At 60.1% G+C, this 19,780-nt stretch carries 21 protein-coding genes and 1 pseudogene; 11 read left to right on the forward strand and 11 right to left on the reverse strand.

Annotated elements, in window-relative coordinates:
* Both RDL77_RS05385 and RDL77_RS05390 read left to right on the forward strand, forming a co-directional pair.
* Positions 1–142, forward strand: a pseudogene (locus RDL77_RS05385) (homoserine dehydrogenase); the annotation flags it as partial.
* Between the two features lie 243 nt (positions 143–385).
* On the forward strand, positions 386–745 hold the full coding sequence (locus RDL77_RS05390; protein WP_223614757.1) for a hypothetical protein: 360 nt from the start codon (positions 386–388) through the stop codon (positions 743–745).
* 12 nt (positions 746–757) lie between these two features.
* On the opposite strand, the gene kynA is transcribed toward RDL77_RS05390, so the two are convergent.
* The 3 genes from kynA to RDL77_RS05405 are packed head-to-tail and all read right to left on the reverse strand — an operon-like array spanning position 758 to position 3,595.
* A complete protein-coding gene (kynA, locus tag RDL77_RS05395) occupies positions 758–1,597 on the reverse strand; it encodes a tryptophan 2,3-dioxygenase (protein ID WP_288192070.1) in 840 nt (279 codons plus the stop codon).
* Entirely contained in the window at positions 1,594–2,829 is a 1,236-nt protein-coding gene (gene kynU / locus RDL77_RS05400; RefSeq protein WP_288192071.1) for a kynureninase, read from the reverse strand. The genes kynA and kynU overlap by 4 nt, the downstream gene beginning before the upstream one ends.
* A 22-nt stretch (positions 2,830–2,851) precedes the next feature.
* A complete protein-coding gene (locus RDL77_RS05405) occupies positions 2,852–3,595 on the reverse strand; it encodes a GntR family transcriptional regulator (protein WP_223614754.1) in 744 nt (247 codons plus the stop codon).
* Positions 3,596–3,712: 117 nt separating this feature from the next.
* Here RDL77_RS05405 and RDL77_RS05410 point away from each other — a divergent pair, with 117 nt between their 5' ends.
* From RDL77_RS05410 to RDL77_RS05425, 4 genes are all read left to right on the forward strand, one after another.
* Positions 3,713–4,687 (forward strand): ABC transporter substrate-binding protein, encoded by a 975-nt coding sequence (locus RDL77_RS05410; RefSeq protein WP_223614753.1) that lies wholly within the window; start codon positions 3,713–3,715, stop codon positions 4,685–4,687.
* A 110-nt stretch (positions 4,688–4,797) separates the two neighbouring features.
* Positions 4,798–5,580, forward strand: coding sequence for an ABC transporter ATP-binding protein (locus RDL77_RS05415; protein WP_223614937.1), 783 nt, complete (start codon positions 4,798–4,800; stop codon positions 5,578–5,580).
* 5 nt (positions 5,581–5,585) lie between these two features.
* Complete coding sequence (locus RDL77_RS05420; protein ID WP_223614752.1) at positions 5,586–6,500, forward strand: ABC transporter permease; 915 nt, start codon at positions 5,586–5,588, stop codon at positions 6,498–6,500.
* Between the two features lie 83 nt (positions 6,501–6,583).
* On the forward strand, positions 6,584–7,408 hold the full coding sequence (locus RDL77_RS05425; protein ID WP_288192072.1) for an alpha/beta hydrolase: 825 nt from the start codon (positions 6,584–6,586) through the stop codon (positions 7,406–7,408).
* Positions 7,409–7,497: 89 nt separating this feature from the next.
* On the opposite strand, the gene RDL77_RS05430 is transcribed toward RDL77_RS05425, so the two are convergent.
* A complete protein-coding gene (locus RDL77_RS05430; protein ID WP_105733374.1) occupies positions 7,498–7,764 on the reverse strand; it encodes a helix-turn-helix domain-containing protein in 267 nt (88 codons plus the stop codon).
* A 265-nt stretch (positions 7,765–8,029) separates the two neighbouring features.
* Between RDL77_RS05430 and RDL77_RS05435 the strand changes: the two genes are divergently transcribed.
* Both RDL77_RS05435 and RDL77_RS05440 read left to right on the forward strand, forming a co-directional pair.
* A complete protein-coding gene (locus tag RDL77_RS05435; protein ID WP_223614750.1) occupies positions 8,030–8,215 on the forward strand; it encodes a hypothetical protein in 186 nt (61 codons plus the stop codon).
* Positions 8,216–8,643: 428 nt separating this feature from the next.
* On the forward strand, positions 8,644–9,276 hold the full coding sequence (locus RDL77_RS05440; RefSeq protein ID WP_223614749.1) for an outer membrane protein: 633 nt from the start codon (positions 8,644–8,646) through the stop codon (positions 9,274–9,276).
* 253 nt (positions 9,277–9,529) lie between these two features.
* Here RDL77_RS05440 and RDL77_RS05445 read toward each other — a convergent pair whose 3' ends face one another.
* The 5 genes from RDL77_RS05445 to RDL77_RS05465 all read right to left on the reverse strand — a co-directional run bounded on the left by RDL77_RS05445 (position 9,530) and on the right by RDL77_RS05465 (position 14,377).
* A complete protein-coding gene (locus RDL77_RS05445) occupies positions 9,530–10,729 on the reverse strand; it encodes an ABC transporter permease (protein ID WP_223614748.1) in 1,200 nt (399 codons plus the stop codon).
* Between the two features lie 2 nt (positions 10,730–10,731).
* Complete coding sequence (locus RDL77_RS05450) at positions 10,732–11,451, reverse strand: ABC transporter ATP-binding protein (protein WP_288192073.1); 720 nt, start codon at positions 11,449–11,451, stop codon at positions 10,732–10,734.
* Positions 11,448–12,656, reverse strand: a complete 1,209-nt coding sequence (locus RDL77_RS05455) for an efflux RND transporter periplasmic adaptor subunit (protein ID WP_288192074.1) — start codon at positions 12,654–12,656, stop codon at positions 11,448–11,450. The genes RDL77_RS05450 and RDL77_RS05455 overlap by 4 nt, the downstream gene beginning before the upstream one ends.
* A gap of 331 nt (positions 12,657–12,987) precedes the next feature.
* On the reverse strand, positions 12,988–13,629 hold the full coding sequence (locus tag RDL77_RS05460; RefSeq protein ID WP_223614745.1) for a 3-oxoacid CoA-transferase subunit B: 642 nt from the start codon (positions 13,627–13,629) through the stop codon (positions 12,988–12,990).
* A gap of 1 nt (position 13,630) precedes the next feature.
* On the reverse strand, positions 13,631–14,377 hold the full coding sequence (locus RDL77_RS05465) for a CoA transferase subunit A (protein WP_223614744.1): 747 nt from the start codon (positions 14,375–14,377) through the stop codon (positions 13,631–13,633).
* An 82-nt stretch (positions 14,378–14,459) separates the two neighbouring features.
* Here RDL77_RS05465 and RDL77_RS05470 point away from each other — a divergent pair, with 82 nt between their 5' ends.
* Complete coding sequence (locus RDL77_RS05470; protein ID WP_223614743.1) at positions 14,460–15,047, forward strand: LuxR C-terminal-related transcriptional regulator; 588 nt, start codon at positions 14,460–14,462, stop codon at positions 15,045–15,047.
* Here the strand turns inward: RDL77_RS05470 and RDL77_RS05475 are convergent, their stop codons facing one another.
* A complete protein-coding gene (locus RDL77_RS05475) occupies positions 15,048–15,596 on the reverse strand; it encodes a cupin domain-containing protein (RefSeq protein WP_223614742.1) in 549 nt (182 codons plus the stop codon).
* Between the two features lie 150 nt (positions 15,597–15,746).
* Between RDL77_RS05475 and RDL77_RS05480 the strand changes: the two genes are divergently transcribed.
* Complete coding sequence (locus RDL77_RS05480; RefSeq protein WP_288192075.1) at positions 15,747–17,075, forward strand: aspartate aminotransferase family protein; 1,329 nt, start codon at positions 15,747–15,749, stop codon at positions 17,073–17,075.
* Here RDL77_RS05480 and RDL77_RS05485 read toward each other — a convergent pair whose 3' ends face one another.
* Positions 17,076–18,290 (reverse strand): ROK family transcriptional regulator, encoded by a 1,215-nt coding sequence (locus tag RDL77_RS05485; RefSeq protein ID WP_288192076.1) that lies wholly within the window; start codon positions 18,288–18,290, stop codon positions 17,076–17,078. It abuts the gene before it with no gap.
* A gap of 222 nt (positions 18,291–18,512) precedes the next feature.
* Between RDL77_RS05485 and RDL77_RS05490 the strand changes: the two genes are divergently transcribed.
* Positions 18,513–19,751: an extracellular solute-binding protein gene (locus tag RDL77_RS05490; protein ID WP_288192077.1), complete on the forward strand. Its 1,239-nt coding sequence runs from the start codon at positions 18,513–18,515 to the stop codon at positions 19,749–19,751.
* Positions 19,752–19,780 lie beyond the last annotated feature (29 nt).

Consider the following 19,780-nt stretch of genomic DNA (forward strand, 5'->3'; position numbering starts at 1 on the left):
CGCCGGGGGCGTGTGGCAGGGCGGCACGGTGACGGCACCCATCGCCAAGGGCGAACTCATCACCAGCGCCAATGCCGCCCCCATCCCCGGCTCGAAGATCGTCGAACTGCGGAAGCGGCAGGACAAGCTCGTCTATGGCTGATTCGCGTCAAGCCGATTGACGCCACATTTGAGCCGTTCTGCCCCCAAGGGCAGGACGGCTTTTTATTTCGACCGTGAAACAAAATAACTTTATCGTTTGAAAACAAGGTCTTGACGAATGTGCGGGCGATGAAAACCGCCCGCAAATAAACCTGTATAAAACCTGCATCTCCTTGAAAAAGCCGTGTCAAGTGCCAATATTAATAAATGGTTAACGACTGAGTCTTTGGTGCAGGAGAATGAAGTGCCAGCGTATCAAGTCAAATTTGCCTATCTGACCAAATACAAACAGACACGTCATCTGTTTCATCAGCTTGTCATTGCCGAAGACGAGGCCACGGCCCTCGCCGAAGGCCGCAAGATGATGAACAGGCGCTCGCCCAATGCCCGAATCATGCATGAGTCCTGCGTGCTGCGCCCCGACAGCCAGGACGTCGAAAGCGCCACCGCCCAGGGCTGGGTGCTCAACGACAACTGGTGGTCACGGCCGATCAAGCCGGACGACGATCTGGCAGCCATTGCCAGGCACGGCTTTGCGCACAGCAACCACATTCACGCCAAGTCGGCGATGGACTGCGTCGCCATCGACAAATACGCCGCCTGATGCAATGCGGACCTAAAGTTCGGTCCGCATGCTCCACAATTCCGGAAACAGCACGACATCGAGCATCTTGCGCAGGTAGTTGACGCCGGATGTTCCGCCCGTGCCGGTCTTGAAGCCGATGATGCGTTCCACCGTGGTGACATGGTTGAACCGCCATCGGCGGAAATAATCCTCGAAATCCACCAGCTTTTCCGCCAGTTCATACAGCGGCCAGTGGGTCTCCGGCGAGCGGTAGACCACCAGCCAGGCATCGCGCACGCTGTCATTGGCCTCGTAGGGCAACGCGCAATCCCGCTCCAGCACCGCCGCGTCGATGGCAAAGCCCTTGCGGGCCAGCAGACGGATGGACTGGTCGTAAATGCTGGGCGCGCGCAGGATACCCTCCAGCCACGCATGAATATCGGGTCTGTGGGCGTGCGGACGCATCATGGCGGCGTTCTTGTTGCCGGCCAGAAATTCGATGGCGCGGTACTGGAACGACTGGAAACCCGATGACATGCCGAGCGCCTCGCGGAAGGTCGTGTACTCGCTCGGCGTCATGGTCCGGAGCACGTCCCAGGCGGAATTCAGCTGGTCGAGAATGCGCGAGACGCGGCTGAGCATCTTGAACGACGGCGCAAGATCGTCTTTGGCAATGTGTTCGCAGACCGACATGAGTTCATGGATGACCAGCCGCATCCAGATTTCCGACGCCTGGTGCTGCACGATGAACAGCATTTCGTCATGGGCATCGGAGAGCGGTGCCTGTGCCGTCAATATTTTGTCGAGGCGCAGGTAATCGCCATAGGACATGCGCCCGTCGAAGGACATCTGCGCGCCTTCCGTCTCCGGATTGTAGGGTGTGCGGCTCATGTAACGGCCTCCCTCACCTTGTATTTCGGTGCATCCCAGGCCCGTGTCGACAGAATGTCCCGCAGGATGGCAACCGCTTCGGACACTTCGGCAAAGCTGAGATAAAGCGGCGTAAAGCCGAAGCGGATGATATCGGGCGCGCGGAAATCGCCGATGACGCCGCGGGCGATCAGCGCCTGCATGATGGCATAGCCATTGTCGCAGGAATAGGAAACCTGGCTGCCGCGCTGATCGGGGTTGCGCGGCGTGACCAGCGTCAGGCCGAATTCTCCGGCAAAACCGTCGACTTCCTGAATGAAGAAATCGCACAGCGCCACGGACTTGGCCCGCAGCGCATCCATGTCCACGTCGTCCCAGAGCGCCAGTGCCTCATCCATCGCCACCATGCCAAGCACGGAGGGCGTGCCGCACAGATACTGGTCAATGCTGTTCGACGGTGCATAGGATGATTCGAAGGCGAAGGGCGCGCGGTGCCCGAACCAGCCGGACAGCGGCTGGCGAAAGCCGCCGTGATGGCGCGGATTGACATAGAGAAACGCCGGGGCGCCGGGACCGCCATTGAGATATTTATAGCCGCAGCCGATGGCAAAATCCGCGTCCGCTCCAGTGAGATCAATCGCCATGGCACCGGCGGAATGGGCGAGATCCCAGATGACGAGAATGCCCTTGTCATGCGCCGCTTGGGTGATCGCGGCCATGTCGTGCCGATAGCCCGTGCGATAGTTCACATGGGTCAGCATGAGAACGGCGACATCGTCCGCCAGCATCGCCGGGATATCGGCAGGCTTGTCAGCCAGCACAAGCCGGTGGCCCTGACCGATCTGCCTGGCGACACCCTCGGCGATATAGAGATCGGTCGGAAAATTCTCCCGTTCAGAGACAATCTTGCTGCGGCCCGGATTGAGGCCGAGCGCGGCGGACAGCACCTTGAACAGGTTGATGGAGGTGCTGTCGGCCGACACGACAGTGCCCTCCTGCGCCCCGATCAGGCGGCCGATCCGGCCGCCGACCTTTTGCGGCAGATGCACCCAGCCCGCCGTATTCCAGCTGCGGATGAGCTGATTGCCCCATTCCTCGCTGATGGTTTGGGCCACGCGGGCTTTCACCGTCTTCGGCAGGGCGCCCAGTGAATTGCCGTCGAGGTAAATCACCCCATCCGGCAGATCGAACCGCTCGCGGAAATGGCGCAGGGTATCCGTCTCATCCGAATGTGTTGCATTGATCCGTGTCATCGTCACTCTTCTCTTTGATCTGTCAGGCGGCCGTATCAAAACCGGCGATGCCGCTGGCTTTGGCAAGTTTCAGAAAGGCGTCCTTGGCAAGCCGCACATGGTCCAGCATCAGGGCCGCCGCCCTGGCCTTGTCGCGGGCGAGCGCCGCCTCCATCAGGGCCGTGTGGGCATCGATCCCCAGCGCTTCGCGCGACAGGTTGCCGAGCGACTTGTCGCTGTTTTCCTGCGCGACACGGGTCAGGTGATCGATCCGCAGGATGATGTGGCGGCGATAGCGGTGCAGCTGGGCATGCAGCTGCTGGGCAAAGTTGAGCAGCCACTTGGATGACGCCCCGGCGATGAGCGCCATGTGAAATTCGGTGTGGGCGACGTCCCAGACATCGATTGCCTCGAACTGCGAAAAGGAATTGGGCACTTCGCAGGTCGACAGCCGGTAATGCGCCCCGACGAGATTGGCCTCCCAGTCCCGGTCGCCGTTCTCGATGGAACTGACGAGCAGTTGGGTTTCGATGACGGACCGCGCCGCTTCGAGATCCTGCAGTTCCTCCAGGGTGACGATGGCCACGCGAAAGCCCTTGTTGGCCTCGGTGGTGACAAAGCTCTCCGCCTGCAGCCGGTTCAGCGCCTCCCGCACCGGCGTGGCACTGCTGCCGAGTTCGGCGGCCAGCGTGCGCAACCGCAGAGATTGCCCAGGTTGCAGGTCACCATTCAGGATGCGCGAGCGCAACGCTGTATAGAGGTTTTCCGACTTGATGCTTTCGGCCATTGCGTTCCCTCGGCCTTTGCCATTTTCTGTTTGTATATCATTTCACGTTTGTTATATTATTTTCAAGCCTGAGGAGGCGAGGCCAATAAAAAGCCAACAAAAAATGGAGAACAATCGATGATCGGTGCAAAATACGTCGTGCGGACAGCGCTTGCTGCAGCACTGGGAATGGGGCTTGGGCTCAGCGCAGCCTATGCGGAAACGAAGATCGGCATTGCGCAGTTCGGCAAGCATCCGCAGCTGGACGAGACCGTCACCGCCTTCAAGGCCGAACTGGTCAAGCTCGGCATTACCGATGCGGTTTTCGATGAGCTGCAGGTGAATTTCGACGCAACGCTCATTCCGCAAATGGTGACGAAACTGGCTTCGGCCAATCCGAAACTGATCCTCGCCGTCACCACGCCGGTGGCACAGGGCGCCCGCCAGATCGTCGGCAACACCGGCACGCCGGTTGTTTTCGCCGCCGTGACCGATCCGGTCGTCGCCAAGCTGACACCATCCTGGGAAGCCGGCGACAAGAACATGACCGGTGCGTCCGATCTGCAGGACGTCAACTCCGTCGTCAAGTTCATCAAGCAGCTGCTGCCGGATGCCAAGCGTCTCGCCTATCTCTACAATCCGGGTGAAGACAATGACGTTGCCGTGCTGAAGCTGGTCAAGGAAGCTGCCGCGGCGCAGGGCCTGACCGTCGTGGAAGTCGGTCTCGACAATACCAATGACATCCCGATGCGCGTGAGCTCGCTCGCCGGCAAGGCCGATGTCATTTACGTACCGGCCTCGAACCTGGTGCAGCCGGCCGTTCCCGCTGTTGCCGCCGCAGCGCTCAGCATCAATATCCCGATCGTCAATGCCTCGGCCCAGGCCGTGCGTGACGGCCTTGTCGCCGCTGCCTTCGAAGTGTCCTACACCAAGGTTGGCCAGAACGCCGCCAAGCTTGCTGCCGAGATCATTGCCGGAAAGTCTGCTGCCAGCCTCGCACCGATCAAGCCGTCCTATGCGGATCACGCGGCGCTGATCAACGAGAAGGTCCTGGAGAAAACCGGGCATAAAGCCCCGGACTCCCTCAAAGATTGCGGCTGTTTCGTCAAATAAGCCTTCTCCTATCGTCTGCAAACATATAGTTCCTGCGCCATCACAGGCGCAGGAACTTTTGACACGGGGCGCTTCGTCCTGGTTTGAGGGGCTCAAACATGACTACCAACATGCTTGCCGTAACGGGCGGCACAAAGATTTTCTATCGCGGCACACTGGATGAACGCCGGGCGCTTGATGGCTTGAACATCGCGCTCAAACCGGCCGACTTCTGCATCGTCATCGGCAGCAATGGCGCGGGCAAGTCCAGTTTTCTCAACGCCGTTTCCGGCAAACTGCCGCTCGATGCCGGACGCATCACGATTGACGGCCAGGATGTCACCAAGCTGAACGCGCATCGCCGTGCGCAGTTCATTGCCCGCGTGTTCCAGGACCCGATGATCGGCACAGCGCCGACCATGACCATCGGCGAGAACATGCTGCTGGCCGAATTGCGCGGCAAGCCGCGCGGCTTCTCCTACGGGCTGACCGCGCCGCGCAAGGCCAAATATCGTGAACAGCTCGCGGAACTCAATCTCGGCCTGGAAAACCGGCTGGACATGCCCGTCGGGCTTTTGTCCGGCGGCCAGCGCCAGTCGCTATCGCTGGTGATGGCGGTGTCGACCCGGCCCAAACTGCTGTTGCTCGACGAGCATACGGCCGCGCTCGATCCGCGCACCGCCAAGCTGGTGATGGACACCACCGTGCGCGCCGTCGAGGAACTGAAGCTGACCACGCTGATGGTCACGCACAATATGGAACATGCGATCAAGTACGGCAACAAGATCGTCATGATGGATGCGGGCAAGGTTCTGCTTGAGATCGGACAGGAGGAGAAACGCGGCATTACCGTACCCGACCTCATTGACCGGTTTCACACCAAATCCGACGCCATCGCATTGCAGGGGAGTTGAGCAGCATGCTGGACATTCTTACCAGTTTCTACGGTCTCATTCCCGTCACGATAGCGCAAAGCCTGATCGTCGCCTTCGTGGTGCTCGGCGTGATGCTGCCGTTCCGCATCCTGAATTTCCCGGATCTGACATCGGAAGGCGCCTTCCCGCTCGGCGGCTGCGTCTGCGGCACGCTGATCAGCATGGGCGTCAATCCGTTTCTGGCCTGCGGTGTCGCGCTCGTCTGCGGCTTTCTCGCCGGCTGCACCACGGCATTCATCCATTTGCGCTTCAAGATCAACACGCTGCTCGCCGGTATCCTGGTCATGACGATGCTCTACAGCATCAACCTGCGCATCATGGGCCGCACAAACATTCCGCTCTTCACCTATGACACGGTGTTCACCATTCTTGCGGGTCCTTCTGCCAATGTTTCATGGGTGAAAATCCTGATCGTCGGCGCCCTGATTGCCCTGGTTGTCGGCCTGATGCTGTATTTCTTCATGTCGGAAAAGGGCACGTCGATGCGCGCCGTCGGCGCAAGCCCTGACATGGCCGAGGCACAGGGCATCAATGTCGGCATCGCCACCATCATGGGTGTCGGCGTTGCCAGTGCGCTTTCGGCAACCGGCGGCAGCATCATGGTGCAGACGCAAGGTTTCGTCGACGTCAACATGGGCTTCGGCATCCTGATCAACGGGCTTGCGGCGCTGATCATCGGCGAAGCGATCACCGGACGGCAAACCATCCTGCGCCAGGTCATGGCGCCGGTGGTCGGTTCGATCGTCTATTACCAGCTGATTTCCTTCTGCCTGACGCTTGGTCTGGCCCCGGCCGATCTGAAATTCGCCACCGGCGCATTCGTTCTGCTGATGCTGGCCTTGCCCAACCTGCGCAAATCCGGCTCCGGTACGCAGATTCGCGAAAAGATACGGGAATAGGCAACGCGCATGATGAACCCGGCATTTTGCGCCGGGTTCGTCCTCTGATAGTCTTGGGCAACGGCATCGATGGGGGAACCGTCATGAGCGCGAAATTCGACTGGGACGCCGCCTATTCCAATGGCGCCTACATCCCCGGAGGAAATGATTTTCCGCCGAGATGGAAGGGGCTTGCCGCGGACTTTCGCACGGAAATGACAACCGCCGGCCGGCTGAGGGCCGATATCGGCTACGGTCCGCATGAACGCAATGTCCTCGATCTCTTCATGCCGCGCGGTGAGGCGAAGGGCCTCGTCGTGTTCGTGCACGGCGGATTCTGGATGAGTTTCGACAAGTCGGCATGGTCGCATCTGGCAAAGGGGCCGCTCACGCACGGGTTTGCCGTCGCCATCCCATCCTACGTGCTGTGCCCGCAGGCCCGCATCAGCGACATCACCGTGCAGATTGGCACCGCCATTACCCATGCCGCGGGAGAAGTCCCCGGACCGGTTCACCTGACGGGCCATTCGGCGGGCGGGCATCTCGTCGCGCGGATGGTGTCGTCGACCTCGCCGCTCGGGCAGCCGATTCGCCATCGCATCCGCAAAACGGTGCCCATATCGGCGCTCGGCGATCTGCGCCCTCTGATGAAGACGCGGATGAATGAAACGTTTCATCTCGATGCTGTCGAGGCGCGGCTGGAGAGCCCTGCCCTGCTCGAACCGCAGGAAGGCATTGATGTGACGGCCTGGGTCGGCGGCGCGGAACGGCCGGAATTCGTGCGCCAGAGCGCACTGCTGGCCAATATCTGGTCAGGCTTCGAGTGTCACGCGGATGTGGTGGAAGAGCCGGGAAAGCATCATTTCGATGTGATTGACGGTCTGGCCGATGGCGAGCACCCGCTGACGCGTACGCTGCTCTGCCTGTAGGCAGGCAATCGCCAGAATCAAAAGACTGCCAGAGTTGGGATTTGGCTCTGGCAGTCTTTTGGATTTTTTGATTTAAAAAATCAATTATTTCATGCGCTTAGACGTTTTGAGACGTCAGGCGTCATGGCATTTGCCGGCAGCCCGAGGGCATGGGCAATGCGTTCCAATTTCGTCGGGTCGGAATTCTGCCCGCTTTCAATTGTATCAATTTCAAGGGTTGTAAGACCGCACGCAACGGCCAAATCCTCTACGGAATATCCGAATTGTTCGCGGAACGCCCTAACAATGTTTGTACCATTGGCTATCGCCGTGGAAATGGCTTCTGGCAATGAATAGTCGCCGACGGTTGTGCTCATCGCTTTGCTCCTAACGTGAATGGTTGGTTAACAAATCGGAAGGCAGAACTTATACGTCCATCGTCTTCGATCAAGCCTTTTATCAGCGATCACCAAAAACGTGATCGCAAAGCTCCGTCCGAACATGCCTTATTTAGGCACCAGATGTCAGTAGGATACTGTAATTCGCGGAATGTTAACTCGACCAATTCCTAAAGAATATCAGTGGATTGTTACGCCACTGTGTCACTTGTGACAGGCTATATATAGGAAAGATGCGGCGGAAATGAACCATCACCCCCTGAAATATTTCAAACCGGTATTTTTGACGCTGGCCGCAGGCCTTCCCCTGCTGACGGGATGCGCAGGCGGTGTCTACTACGATACGTTCCGGTATGATGCGACCTGCGTCGACACGGATTCGCGCCACCCGGAGCGGGGTCCGGTCTGCGTGGTGGAAAAGACCCGTTAAACCCTTCCGGGGGATCGCGGCGGCGCCAGGCACAGGGCGCGCCTTGCGGCATGCCGGCGAACAGCGTCTGACACGCCGAATGCCTTTTTTGCTTAAGAAACCGTAAACAAAAACGCTATAAATTATTGAAATATATAATAAAATTTCTCATTTTCCCGTTCTGTGCAATGTGGATGCAATCTTCAATTGCAAAATAAACCATGTCTTCCGGCGCAAGAGGTATTGCCGGAAGTGGGGTGGTCGATTGCAGGGGTTTTGCGTCAGTTTCGGTGGCCATTTCATGGATCGGGCGATCATCGCGCCGGAAGACATCTGTACCAGAGCGTGATCAACCCAAGTGTATCAGGCTCTCAGGAGTTGAACCCGCGCATCAACATGTCGCCGGACAGTTCGGTGGATCATGCGCTTGTATGTTTGGAGTAATGCGAATGTCCTCTCAGAGAAAGACTGTCTTGCTCGCCGGCGTGTTTGCGCTGGCGGCCTTATCAACCGGGACGGCGATGGCCGCCGATCTCTACAATTCCGCACCGGCCTATAGTGATCCGCCCGCCTCCCAGTGGAGCGGCGCGTATATCGGTGCCCACGGCGGAACCGCCTTTACCAAGTTTCCCAACCCCTTCGCCGACAGAAACGGCTGGAGCGGCGGCATCCAGGGCGGCTACAACTACCAGATGGGACCGGCTGTCCTCGGTGCCGAAGTGGAAGGCTCCTATCTCGGCGGTGCCGAGCACAAGGTCCTTGGCGGCAAGGTCGAAGAAAAATGGCGCGCCGCCGCCAAGGCCAAGGCGGGCCTGACCTTCAACCAGACGCTTGTCTTCGGAACGGCCGGCGTGGCCATGACCAAATTCGATTCGGGCGACAAGGTGCGCGACACCAGCGGCTGGAAGACCGGTTATCTCGTTGGCGCCGGCGTTGAACAGGCCTTTGCCGGCGGCCTGTCGGCCAAGATTGAATACAACTACATCCACACGCCCAATGTGAAGGCAACGTCGGCTCTCGGCCGCAGCGAGACCGACATTGGCAGTCATGAGCTTAAAGCCGGTCTCAACTACCGGTTCTGACGACGACGTATGATCCCGGTGGCGCAAAGGCCGCCGGGATCATGTCCGACCGCACTCCGCAGCGCCGTGGATTTCAGTCCCGTCCACGCGCCTGCGGCGTAGAAGTGCCTATCCATCATGGGCACTGTTCGGAGAGAGAATGGTCAAGGCACTTGCAGGGATCCCGCCCATCAGTCCCTGCCCGCCAAGACTGTTTTCTCTCCGTTCTGTTTAGGGGTCTTTCCTGCTCAAACAGGACATATGGCTACCGGTGCTACTCATAGCGCAGTGCGTCGATGGGATTCATCCGCGCGGCGCGGCGCGCCGGGAAATAGCCGAACACCACGCCGATCAGGGCGGAGAAGCCGAAGGCGATGAGGACGATCGACGGATCGAAGACGAACGGCACCCCCATCAATGTCACCGCGGTAAAGGCAAGCGCCAGGCCGATAACCGTGCCGATCAGGCCGCCGAACAGGCAAAGCACGATGGCCTCGACCAGAAACTGCGTCAGCACCTGCCCTTCCGTGGCACCGATGGCCAGGCGCACGCCGATCTCGCGGGTGCGCTCGGTGACGGAGACCAGCATGATGTTCATGATGCCGATGCCGCCGACGAGCAGGCTGACCGCAGCGATGGACGACAAGAGCCCGGTCAGGATCACGGTGGTCATGGAAACGATGCCAAGAATCTGACTGAGATCGGTCACCTCGAAATCCCGGTCGCCCGACTGGCGGATTTTGCGGCGTTCCTTGAACAGGTCCTCGAGCGCTGTCTTGACCGGTGCCGTTGCCCCATCCCTGGCCGAAACTGTTATCAGGGAGACATCGGTCGAACCGGCAATACGCCGCTGGAACATGCGGAATGGGATGAGGACCATATTGTCCTGATCCTGCCCGTCGATTGCCTTGCCCTTGGAGACCAGCGTACCGATGACTTCGCAGGAAATGCGGTTGACGCGGATGCGCTCGCCGTCCGGAATGCTGTTGCCGAACAGGACCCTTTGCACCGTCGCACCGATGATGCAGACGGAGCGGCCGCTGCGCTCCTCCGATTCCAGAAAATTGCGGCCCGTGGCAAGCTGCCAGTTCATGGTGGTAAAGTAATCGTTGGTGGAACCGACGATCGATGCCGTCCGGCTGTTGCCCTCGCGGATGGCGGTGCCCGAGACCTGGCCGAGCGGTGCCACAGCGGCCACGCCCGGCACCTGGTCGCGGATCGCATCGACATCCCGGATATCGAATGTGCGCGGCGGCAGAGTCGACCGGCGCTCCGGATTGCCGGGTGATACGAACAGCAGATTGGTGCCGAGCTTGGAGATTTCACCGGTCACTCTCTGGCGCGTGCCATTGCCGACGGTGACCATGGCGATCACCGCGCCGACGCCGATGACAATGCCCAGCATCGTCAGGAAGGAGCGCATCATGTTGCGCGACATGGAGTGCAGTGCCAGCCGGAACGCTTCAAGCAGCATGGTTATATATCCTGTCTGCGTTCGTCGCTCTGGATGTGACCATCGACAAAGCGGATGATGCGCTTGGCATAGGCGGCTATATCCGGCTCGTGCGTGACCATGATCACGGTAATGCCGTTGTCGCGGTTAAAGCCGGAGATCAGTTCCATGATCTCGACACTCGTCTTCGTGTCGAGATTGCCGGTCGGCTCGTCGGCGAGCAGCACCTGCGGGTTGGTGACGATGGCGCGGGCAATCGCCACACGCTGCTGCTGGCCGCCCGACAATTCCGAAGGGACATGATTGGCGCGTGCCGCCAGCCCCACCTGCCGCAATGCTTCCAGTGCGCGCTTGCGCCGCTCCGCAGCGCCCATGCCGCGATAGATGAGGGGCAGCTCCACATTCTCCACGGCGGATGTGCGGCGCAGGAGATTGAACCCCTGGAAGACGAATCCCAGCAATTCGCGCCGCAGCGTCGTCTGCTGATGCCGGTCGAGCTGGTCGATGCCGGTGCCGCCGAACAGATACTGCCCGGTGCTTGGCCGGTCGAGACAGCCGATCAGGTTCATCGCCGTCGACTTGCCGGAACCCGACGGCCCCATGATGGCAACGAAATCGCCCCGTTCGATGGCAAAGTCCACTCCCGCCAGGGCGTGGACCGCCGCCTCGCCAGCTCCATAACTCTTGGTGATCCGGCGGAATTCGATCAGCGGCACGGCTTTTTGCACGGACTGGATGGTCATTTGGGCGGCGTGCTCGCTGCCACGATGACCTCGTCGCCTTCCTTGACGCCGCCCGAGAGCACGATGGTGTTGCGCCCGTCCGTCGCCCCGGCACGCACCTCGATTTTTTCCGGCTTGCCGGCACGAAGCACCCAGACGGACCGCTGCACACCGGCTTCCTTCTTCACCGTGTCGGGGATGCTTGCCGTCTGCTCGGGACTTTCGGCTGCCTCGGTTTTCGCCGGCGCGTTGGGCGGCGCAAAACGCAGGGCCGCATTCGGCACCAGCAGGGCATCCTTGACCTCCCTGACCTTGACATAGGCTGTCGCCGTCATGCCGGGACGCAGGGCAAGATCATCATTCTCGACGGCCAGCATCGCCTTGTAGGTCACGACATTCGATACGGTTTCCGGCTGGAACCGGATATTGACGATCTTCGCCGGGAATGTCCGGTCCGGATAGGCATCGACATTGAAGGTTGCGTCCTGCTGCGGCTTGACCAGACCGACATCGGCTTCGTCGACATTGACCTGCAGCTGCATCTTCTTCAGGTTGCCGGCGAGCTTGAACAGCACGGGCGCCTGAAAGGCGGCAGCCACCGTCGCCCCCGGATCGACCGAGCGGCTGAGCACGACGCCGTCGATCGGCGAAACGATTTTGGATTTGCGCAGGGAGGTCTCGTTCACCTGCAGTTCCGCTTCCGAAACGGCTACCTCCGCATTGGCGACGTCGAGCGCGGCGACGGCCGAGTCATATTCCGACTTGGCCACATCCAGCTCGCGTACCGATGAAACCTTGCTGTCCTGCAGCGATGTCATGCGCTCGAACGCGTTCTTCTTGGCCTCAAGCGTCGCCTGCGACTGCACGACCCGCGCACGTGATGCCAGAAGTTTTGACTTCGAGCTCTCGATGTTGGTTCTGATCGTGTCGATATCCAGCGTTGCCAGCACGTCGCCTTTGGCGACAAAACTGTTGTAGTCGACCAGAACGGTGCGCACGGTGCCGGAGAGCTCGCTGGACACATCCACCTGTTCGGTCGGCTGAACGGTTCCGGTCGCCGATACGGTGATGGAAAGCGTGCCCCTCGTCAGCGGCTTCTGGGTGTAATCATAGTGGGTCCCGCGCGAAAACCAGCTCACCGCCGCCAAAGCCAGGATGACGAGAAGCCCGCCGCCAAACAGAAAGGGATGCCTGCGAAAGACGTTCCGCCGGCTCTTATTGTCCACAATGGAAGCCAGAGTCTTGCTCAGATCGGGTTGGTTTGTTGAAGAATCCACGCCGTTACGCCATTCGCTTGATCGGTTGCATGATACGCCAAAGCGCTTCGGGTGAGATAAGCGCACAAAAAACAGACTTCAATGCGATGGCCTTTTTACTATTGACCGCCTGCACGGGCGGTCGTCATTCATCCTGGCCCTGATCATCGCAGGACGAGATTGCGTCAGCATTGCAGACCAATTGCCGATAAAACGGCGGTAAAATGGCCGCGCCCCCGCCGAAACGCAGCGAGCCGGCAGAGGATCACACTCTGCCGGCTCGCATGACACGTAAAATATCTTACAGGGCGACGTCGAATGCCGCCTGTGTCTTTGCCTTGATTTCGTCCACGGTAACGCCGGGCGCTATCTCGATGAGCGTCATCTTCGGTTCACCGCGCCGCTCGATCGTGAAGACGCCAAGGTCGGTGATGACGAGATCGGTGACGCGCTGTCCCGTGAGCGGAAGCGTGCATGCTTCCAGAAGCTTGGCCTCGCCCTTGGCCTCATGCTCCATGACAACGACGACCTTCTTGACACCGGCCACCAGGTCCATGGCGCCGCCCATGCCCTTGACCATCTTGCCCGGAACCATCCAGTTGGCCAGATCGCCATTGCGCGCCACCTGCATGGCACCAAGGATCGACAGGTCGATGTGCCCGCCGCGGATCATGCCAAAACTGTCGGCCCCGGAGAAATAGCTGGTTGTCGGCAGTTCGGTGATTGTCTGCTTGCCCGCATTGATGAGGTCGGCATCTTCCTCGCCCTCATAGGGGAACGGGCCCATGCCGAGCATGCCGTTCTCGCTCTGCAGCTGAACGCTCATGCCGGTCGGGATGTAGTTGGCGACAAGGGTTGGAATACCGATGCCGAGATTGACGTAGAAACCGTCCTGCAGTTCTTTCGCGGCCCGTTCGGCCATCTGATCACGTGTCCAGGCCATCTCAGTTCACCTCGCTTGCAGCGACAAGACGCGGACGGGTCGTCCGTTGTTCGATATGTTTGACAGGGTTCGGCACATGCACGATGCGCTTGACGAAAATGCCCGGCGTGTGGACATGGTCGCCATCGATCTTGCCGGCATCGACCAGGTTTTCCACTTCGGCAATCGTCACCTTGGCGGCTGTCGCCATGATCGGATTGAAATTGCGGGCGGTCTTGCGATAGACGAGATTGCCTTCAGTATCGCCCTTGAAGGCGTGAACGATGGACAGGTCGGCAAACAGGCCGCGTTCCATCACATAGGACTCGCCATCGAACTCGCGCACGTCCTTGCCGTCGGCAATGATGGTGCCAACGCCGGTCTTGGTGAAGAACGCCGGAATACCTGCGCCACCGGCGCGGATGCGTTCGGCCAGCGTGCCCTGCGGATTGAATTCCAGCTCCAGTTCGCCGGAAAGATATTGCTGGGCGAACAGTTTGTTCTCGCCGACATAGGACGAGATCATCTTGCGGATCTGCCTGGTTTCCAGAAGCACGCCAAGGCCAATGCCGTCAACGCCCGCATTGTTGGAAATGACCGTCAGATTCTTCACGCCGGAATCGCGGATCGCATAGATCAGGGCTTCCGGAATGCCGCACAGGCCAAAGCCTCCCGCCATGATCGTCATGCCGTCAAACAGCACGCCATCCAGCGCATCGCTTACATTTGATCGTACTTTTTTCAAGAACACTCTCCCATTGTTCTGCATCCTCTGCGGCAGGGTCTGAACGCTGCCGTTGCCGCAACGGTATGGCTTGTCTTGATGGCACAGGTAGTCGTATTAATACTGCATGACCACAGCCGAGTTTCCTATCTCCGACATTGCCGTTTCAGGAAGCGCAAAACGCTTCGTGCTGACCGACATGCCGGTGCCGATGGTCTATGCGACACACCGTATCATACGCGATTGCAATTTCGAATTCGCCGAGACCTTCGGCTATGAACGCGGCGAACTGATCGACCAGAGCTTCAGCCGCCTCTATCCCAAGATCACTGACTTCGTGCGTACAGGAGAAATGTGGCGAACGAATTTCGCCGGCGGGCGCGTCTATTACGACGAACGGGTGATGCGGCGGCGCGACGGCGCCAGCTTCTGGTGCCGGGTGCGCGGACGCAGCGGCAACCACGCCGATCCCTTCGCCGAAGCGCTCTACTGCTTCGAGCCGATGAACCGGACGGTGGCAGGCAATGCCAGCCTCATTTCCGACAGGCAGAAACAGGTGCTGACCCTTGTTTCCCAAGGCAAGACCAATGCGCAGATTGCCCTGGAAATCGGCCTGTCGAAACGCACCATCGAGGCGCACCGCGCCCGCATCATGCGCGCGTTCGGGCTGCACAACAGCGCCGAACTCATCGCCTGGTTTTCATCCCTGCGCTGATCAGAATGTCGGCGGCGTGCAGGCGCTGACGACCTCGCAGGGATTGGGGCCGACACAGCGGAAGCGGTGCGGCTGGCGGCTTTCGAAATAATAGGCGTCGCCCGGGCCAAGAATGCGCCGCTGGTCGTCGACGGTCACTTCAATCCGCCCGCTGATGACGACACCGCCCTCTTCCCCCTCGTGCACGAGCATGACACGCCCCGTATCGCCGCCGGGTTCATAGCGCTCTTTCAGGATCTGCAGGGCACGGCCGAACAGGTTCTCGCCGATTTGCAGATAGGAGATGTTGCCCTTGCCGATTTCGACCAACTCGCCCGCCTCGTAGAACACCTTCTGCTTGCGGTCCGGTTCAAGGGCGAAGAATTCGGACAGGCCGATGGGGATGCCATCGAGAATGCGCTTGAGCGCACCGACCGAGGGATTGGTCTGATTGGACTCGATCAGCGAGATGGTGGAATTGGTCACGCCGGCCCGCTTGGCCAGTTCGCGCTGCGACAGGTTGTGCCTTTGCCGCAGGAAACGCAGACGCCCGCCCAGATCAATTTGCATCGGATGCCCCTTTGGCTGTTCTACATGTTCGATATAATGAATTTATGAATGACGTACTCAGTAAAATCAATGCTTTATGTGAACATAGAAAAGGACTTGTTGGTGAATAGAAAGCATGGCTCCCTGTGGTGAGAAGAGGAGTCGCCCCACATGCTCATGAGCAATACACCATCACTCGAAAATTATTGGATGCCATTCACGGCGAACCGGCAGTTCAAGGCAGCGCCGCGCCTGCTCGCCTCCGCCAAGGGCATGTACTACACCGATGTCGATGGTGGACAGGTGCTGGATGGCACGGCTGGCCTCTGGTGTGTCAATGCCGGGCACGGGCGCGAAAAGATTGCCGACGCCGTGGCGCGCCAGTTGATCACCATGGACTACGCGCCGTCGTTCCAGATGGGCCACCCACTCGCCTTCGACTTTGCCGAAAAACTTGCGGCGCACGCGCCGGGCGGCAAGAAGGCCGGCCTGACAAAAGTATTCTTCACCGGCTCCGGCTCGGAATCCGTCGATACCGCGCTGAAGATCGCCATCGCCTATCAGCGCGCCATCGGACAGGGCACACGCACCCGGGTCATCGGCCGTGAGCGCGGCTATCACGGCGTCGGCTTCGGCGGCATTTCCGTCGGCGGCCTTGTCAACAACCGCCGCGTCTTTCCGCTCCTGCCAGGCACCGACCATATCCGCCACACGCACGATCCCGTCCGCAACGCCTTCGTCAAAGGCCTGCCTGAGCACGGCGCGGATCTGGCCGACGATCTGGAGCGGCTGGTCGCGCTGCACGGTGCGGAAACCATCGCCGCAGTCATCGTCGAACCGGTTGCGGGGTCAACCGGCGTTCTCCTGCCGCCGAAGGGCTATCTCGAGCGTTTGCGCGCACTCAGCCAGAAGCATGGCATCCTGCTGATTTTCGATGAAGTCATCACCGGCTTCGGCCGCCTCGGCACCCCGTTTGCCGTCGACTACTTCGGCGTGGTGCCCGATCTCGTCACCACCGCCAAGGGCCTGACCAACGGTGCCGTACCCATGGGCGCGGTGTTTGCCAGCGAAACCATTTACGATGCGCTGATGCATGGCCCCGAGAGCCAGATCGAGCTTTTCCACGGCTATACCTATTCCGGGCATCCCGTCGCCTGCGCCGCCGGTCTGGCTACGCTGGAAGTCTACGAGGAGGAAGGGCTTCTGACCCGCGCCGCCGATGTGGCGGAGCACTGGCAGGATGCGATCCACAGCCTCAAGGGCCTGCCCGGCATCGTCGACATCCGCACCATCGGCCTCGTTGCCGGCATAGAACTCGCCTCGCGTCCCGACGCTGTGGGTGCTCGCGGCTACGATGTCTTCACCGACTGCTTCAAGAAAGGCCTGCTGGTGCGCGTGACCGGCGATATCATCGCCCTGTCGCCACCATTGATCGTCGAGAAGGAACAGATCGACACCATCGTGTCGATGCTGGGCGACGCGATCAAGAACGCCGCCTGATCAGGGCGTTTTCAAAATTGCCGAGAAGCGCGGGTCAAAGGCCCGCGCAATCGGCTCCGCTGCCGCTCCCAAGGCGACTGACCAAGGATCAGCTAGCCCTGCCTGAAGGCGGGGCTCGGGGTAGCGGAGAGCCCGGTCCGCTATCGACGGCATCAGGGGCCCCATCCGCTCGATCAGGCGGTCAATCAGCGCTTTGGGCGCGCCGCCGCACAGAATGGTGGTCTGCGGATCGAAGATCGATTCCAGCATCTGGACAGTCCGGCGCAAACGGTCCGCCGCGTTGTCGATCCAGCGCTCCACTTCGGGACCGCCATTGACCACCGCATCGGTGACCAGCGCGAAAAGCCGGGGGTCCGAAGGGTCGATACCCAGCACATTGCACAGCGAGGCCATGGACGTGTAGTGCTCCAGCGGCTCGACATTCGCATCGTCGCCGGGAGCCAGCGCCAGCATCATGCCGATCTCGCCGGCATTGGAGTAGGCCCCGCCATAGATCTCGCCATTGAGGATCAGCCCGGCGCCAAGACCATAGCCGAGATAAATGCACACGACATGGTCAAGGCCATGGGCGGCGCCCAGCAGCCTTTCCGCCGTTGCCGCCGCCGAGGCATCGTTCTGCAGGGCAACTTCGAGGCCGGTGCCTTCCGCTATCCGTTCGGCCAGCGGAAAGTTCTGCCACGCTGTCATCATCCATGGATCGTCGTAGAGCTCGTTGATGCCGAAGGGGCCGGGCATGGCAAGGCCGAGCCCGACGAGCTTTCTCGCCGCATGCGGGAATTGCGCTGTCAGCGCTTCACAGGCCTTTTTGACGATATCGAGAATGACAAGAACCCCTTCCGCGGGGCCGCCGGAGGGCAATTTGGATTCCGTCTGCACCAGCACGTCGCCAACCAGGTTGACGATGACGGTGCGCGTGACATGCCGGTCGATCTGCAAGCCGACGGCGAAAGCGCCATCGGGCACCAGATGATACGGTGTGGCAGGCTGGCCCCGGCCCTTGCGGACACTGGCCTGCGACTGCACGAGCCCGTCCCGGGCCAGTTCCTCGATGATGTTGGACACGGTCTGCGGGGTCAGTCCGGTGGCACGGGCAAGGTCGGCGCGGGACAAGGCGCCATTGACCCGCAGCGCATCGATCATGATGCGACGGTTGTGCGCGCTCGCACCACCCAGATTGGTTCCGCTCTTGGCCCGGATCGATTTTCTCGCGTCCATTCCGCCCCCTCTTGACACCAGATCAATATTGATCAAGAAATAAGTCAAAACAATTGATTTAATCAAAAGACCGCAAGAGTCTTGGGGAACGTGAGCACTGGCTGGACGTAGGCACGTCGCGGACAGTCCTGAATGACAAAAGCTCCCGCGCATAATGACCACCAACCGGCACCCGTTCACCACGGACAGGTTCCGGGCCACAAGAGCCAAATAGGAGGTACCATGTTGAAATCCATCCAGACCGCGCTGCTTGGCGCAACACTTCTGGGAGCAGCGCTTGCCTCTCCCGCCCATGCAGAAACCAAGATCAACGCGCTTTTCATGGCGCAGGCTGCCTATAGCGAAGCCGATGTCCGCGCGATGAGCGAGGCCTTCACCAAGGCCAATCCGGATGTCACCGTCAACCTCGAATTCGTGCCCTATGAAGGCCTGCATGACAAGACCGTCCTGGCCCAGGGCTCGGGCGGCGGTTACGACGTGGTTCTGTTCGATGTGATCTGGCCGGCGGAATACGCCACCAACAAGGTGCTGCTCGACGTTTCGGACAAGATTACCGGCGACATGAAGACCGGCGTGCTCCCGGGGGCATGGACCACGGTGGAGTATCAGGGCAAGCGTTATGGCATGCCATGGATTCTCGACACGAAGTACCTGTTCTACAACAAGGAAATCCTTGAAAGGGCCGGCATCAAGAACCCGCCCAAGACCTGGGCCGAACTGACCGAGCAGGCCAAGACCATCAAGGACAAGGGCCTCCTGGCAACACCGATCGCCTGGAGCTGGTCGCAGGCGGAAGCCGCGATCTGCGATTACGCCACGCTGGTCAGTGCCTATGGCGGCAGCTTCATCAAGGACGGCAAGCCCGTCTTCCAGTCGGGCGGCGGCCTCGATGCCCTCAACTACATGGTCGACAGCTACAAGTCCGGCCTGACCAACCCCAACTCCAAGGAATTCCTGGAAGAGGACGTGCGCCGCGTATTCCAGAACGGCGAAGCCGCCTTCGCGCTCAACTGGACCTACATGTACAACATGGCCAATGATCCGAAGGACAGCAAGGTTGCCGGCAAGGTCGGCGTTGTTCCCGCGCCGGGTATCGACGGCAAGAGCGCCGTCTCCGCTGTCAACGGCTCGATGGGCCTCGGCATCACCTCCACCAGCAAGCATCCCGATGAGGCCTGGAAGTATATTGCGTTCATGACCTCGCAGCAGACACAGAACCAGTATGCCAAGCTGAGCCTGCCGATCTGGGCATCATCCTATACGGATCCGGCGGTCTCAAAAGGCCAGGAAGAGCTGATTGCCGCCGCCAAGCAGAGCCTTGCGGTGATGTATCCGCGCCCGACGACGCCAAAATATCAGGAGCTGTCGACCGCCCTGCAGCAGGCAGTGCAGGAATCGCTGCTCGGCCAGGCCAAGCCGGAAGATGCGCTCAAGACAGCCGCTGCAAACAGCGGCCTGTGATGCAACCATACGGGCGGCGGATGTGCACC

The sequence above is a fragment of the uncultured Phyllobacterium sp. genome (genome assembly GCF_902479695.1).
Taxonomy (GTDB): domain Bacteria; phylum Pseudomonadota; class Alphaproteobacteria; order Rhizobiales; family Rhizobiaceae; genus Phyllobacterium; species Phyllobacterium calauticae.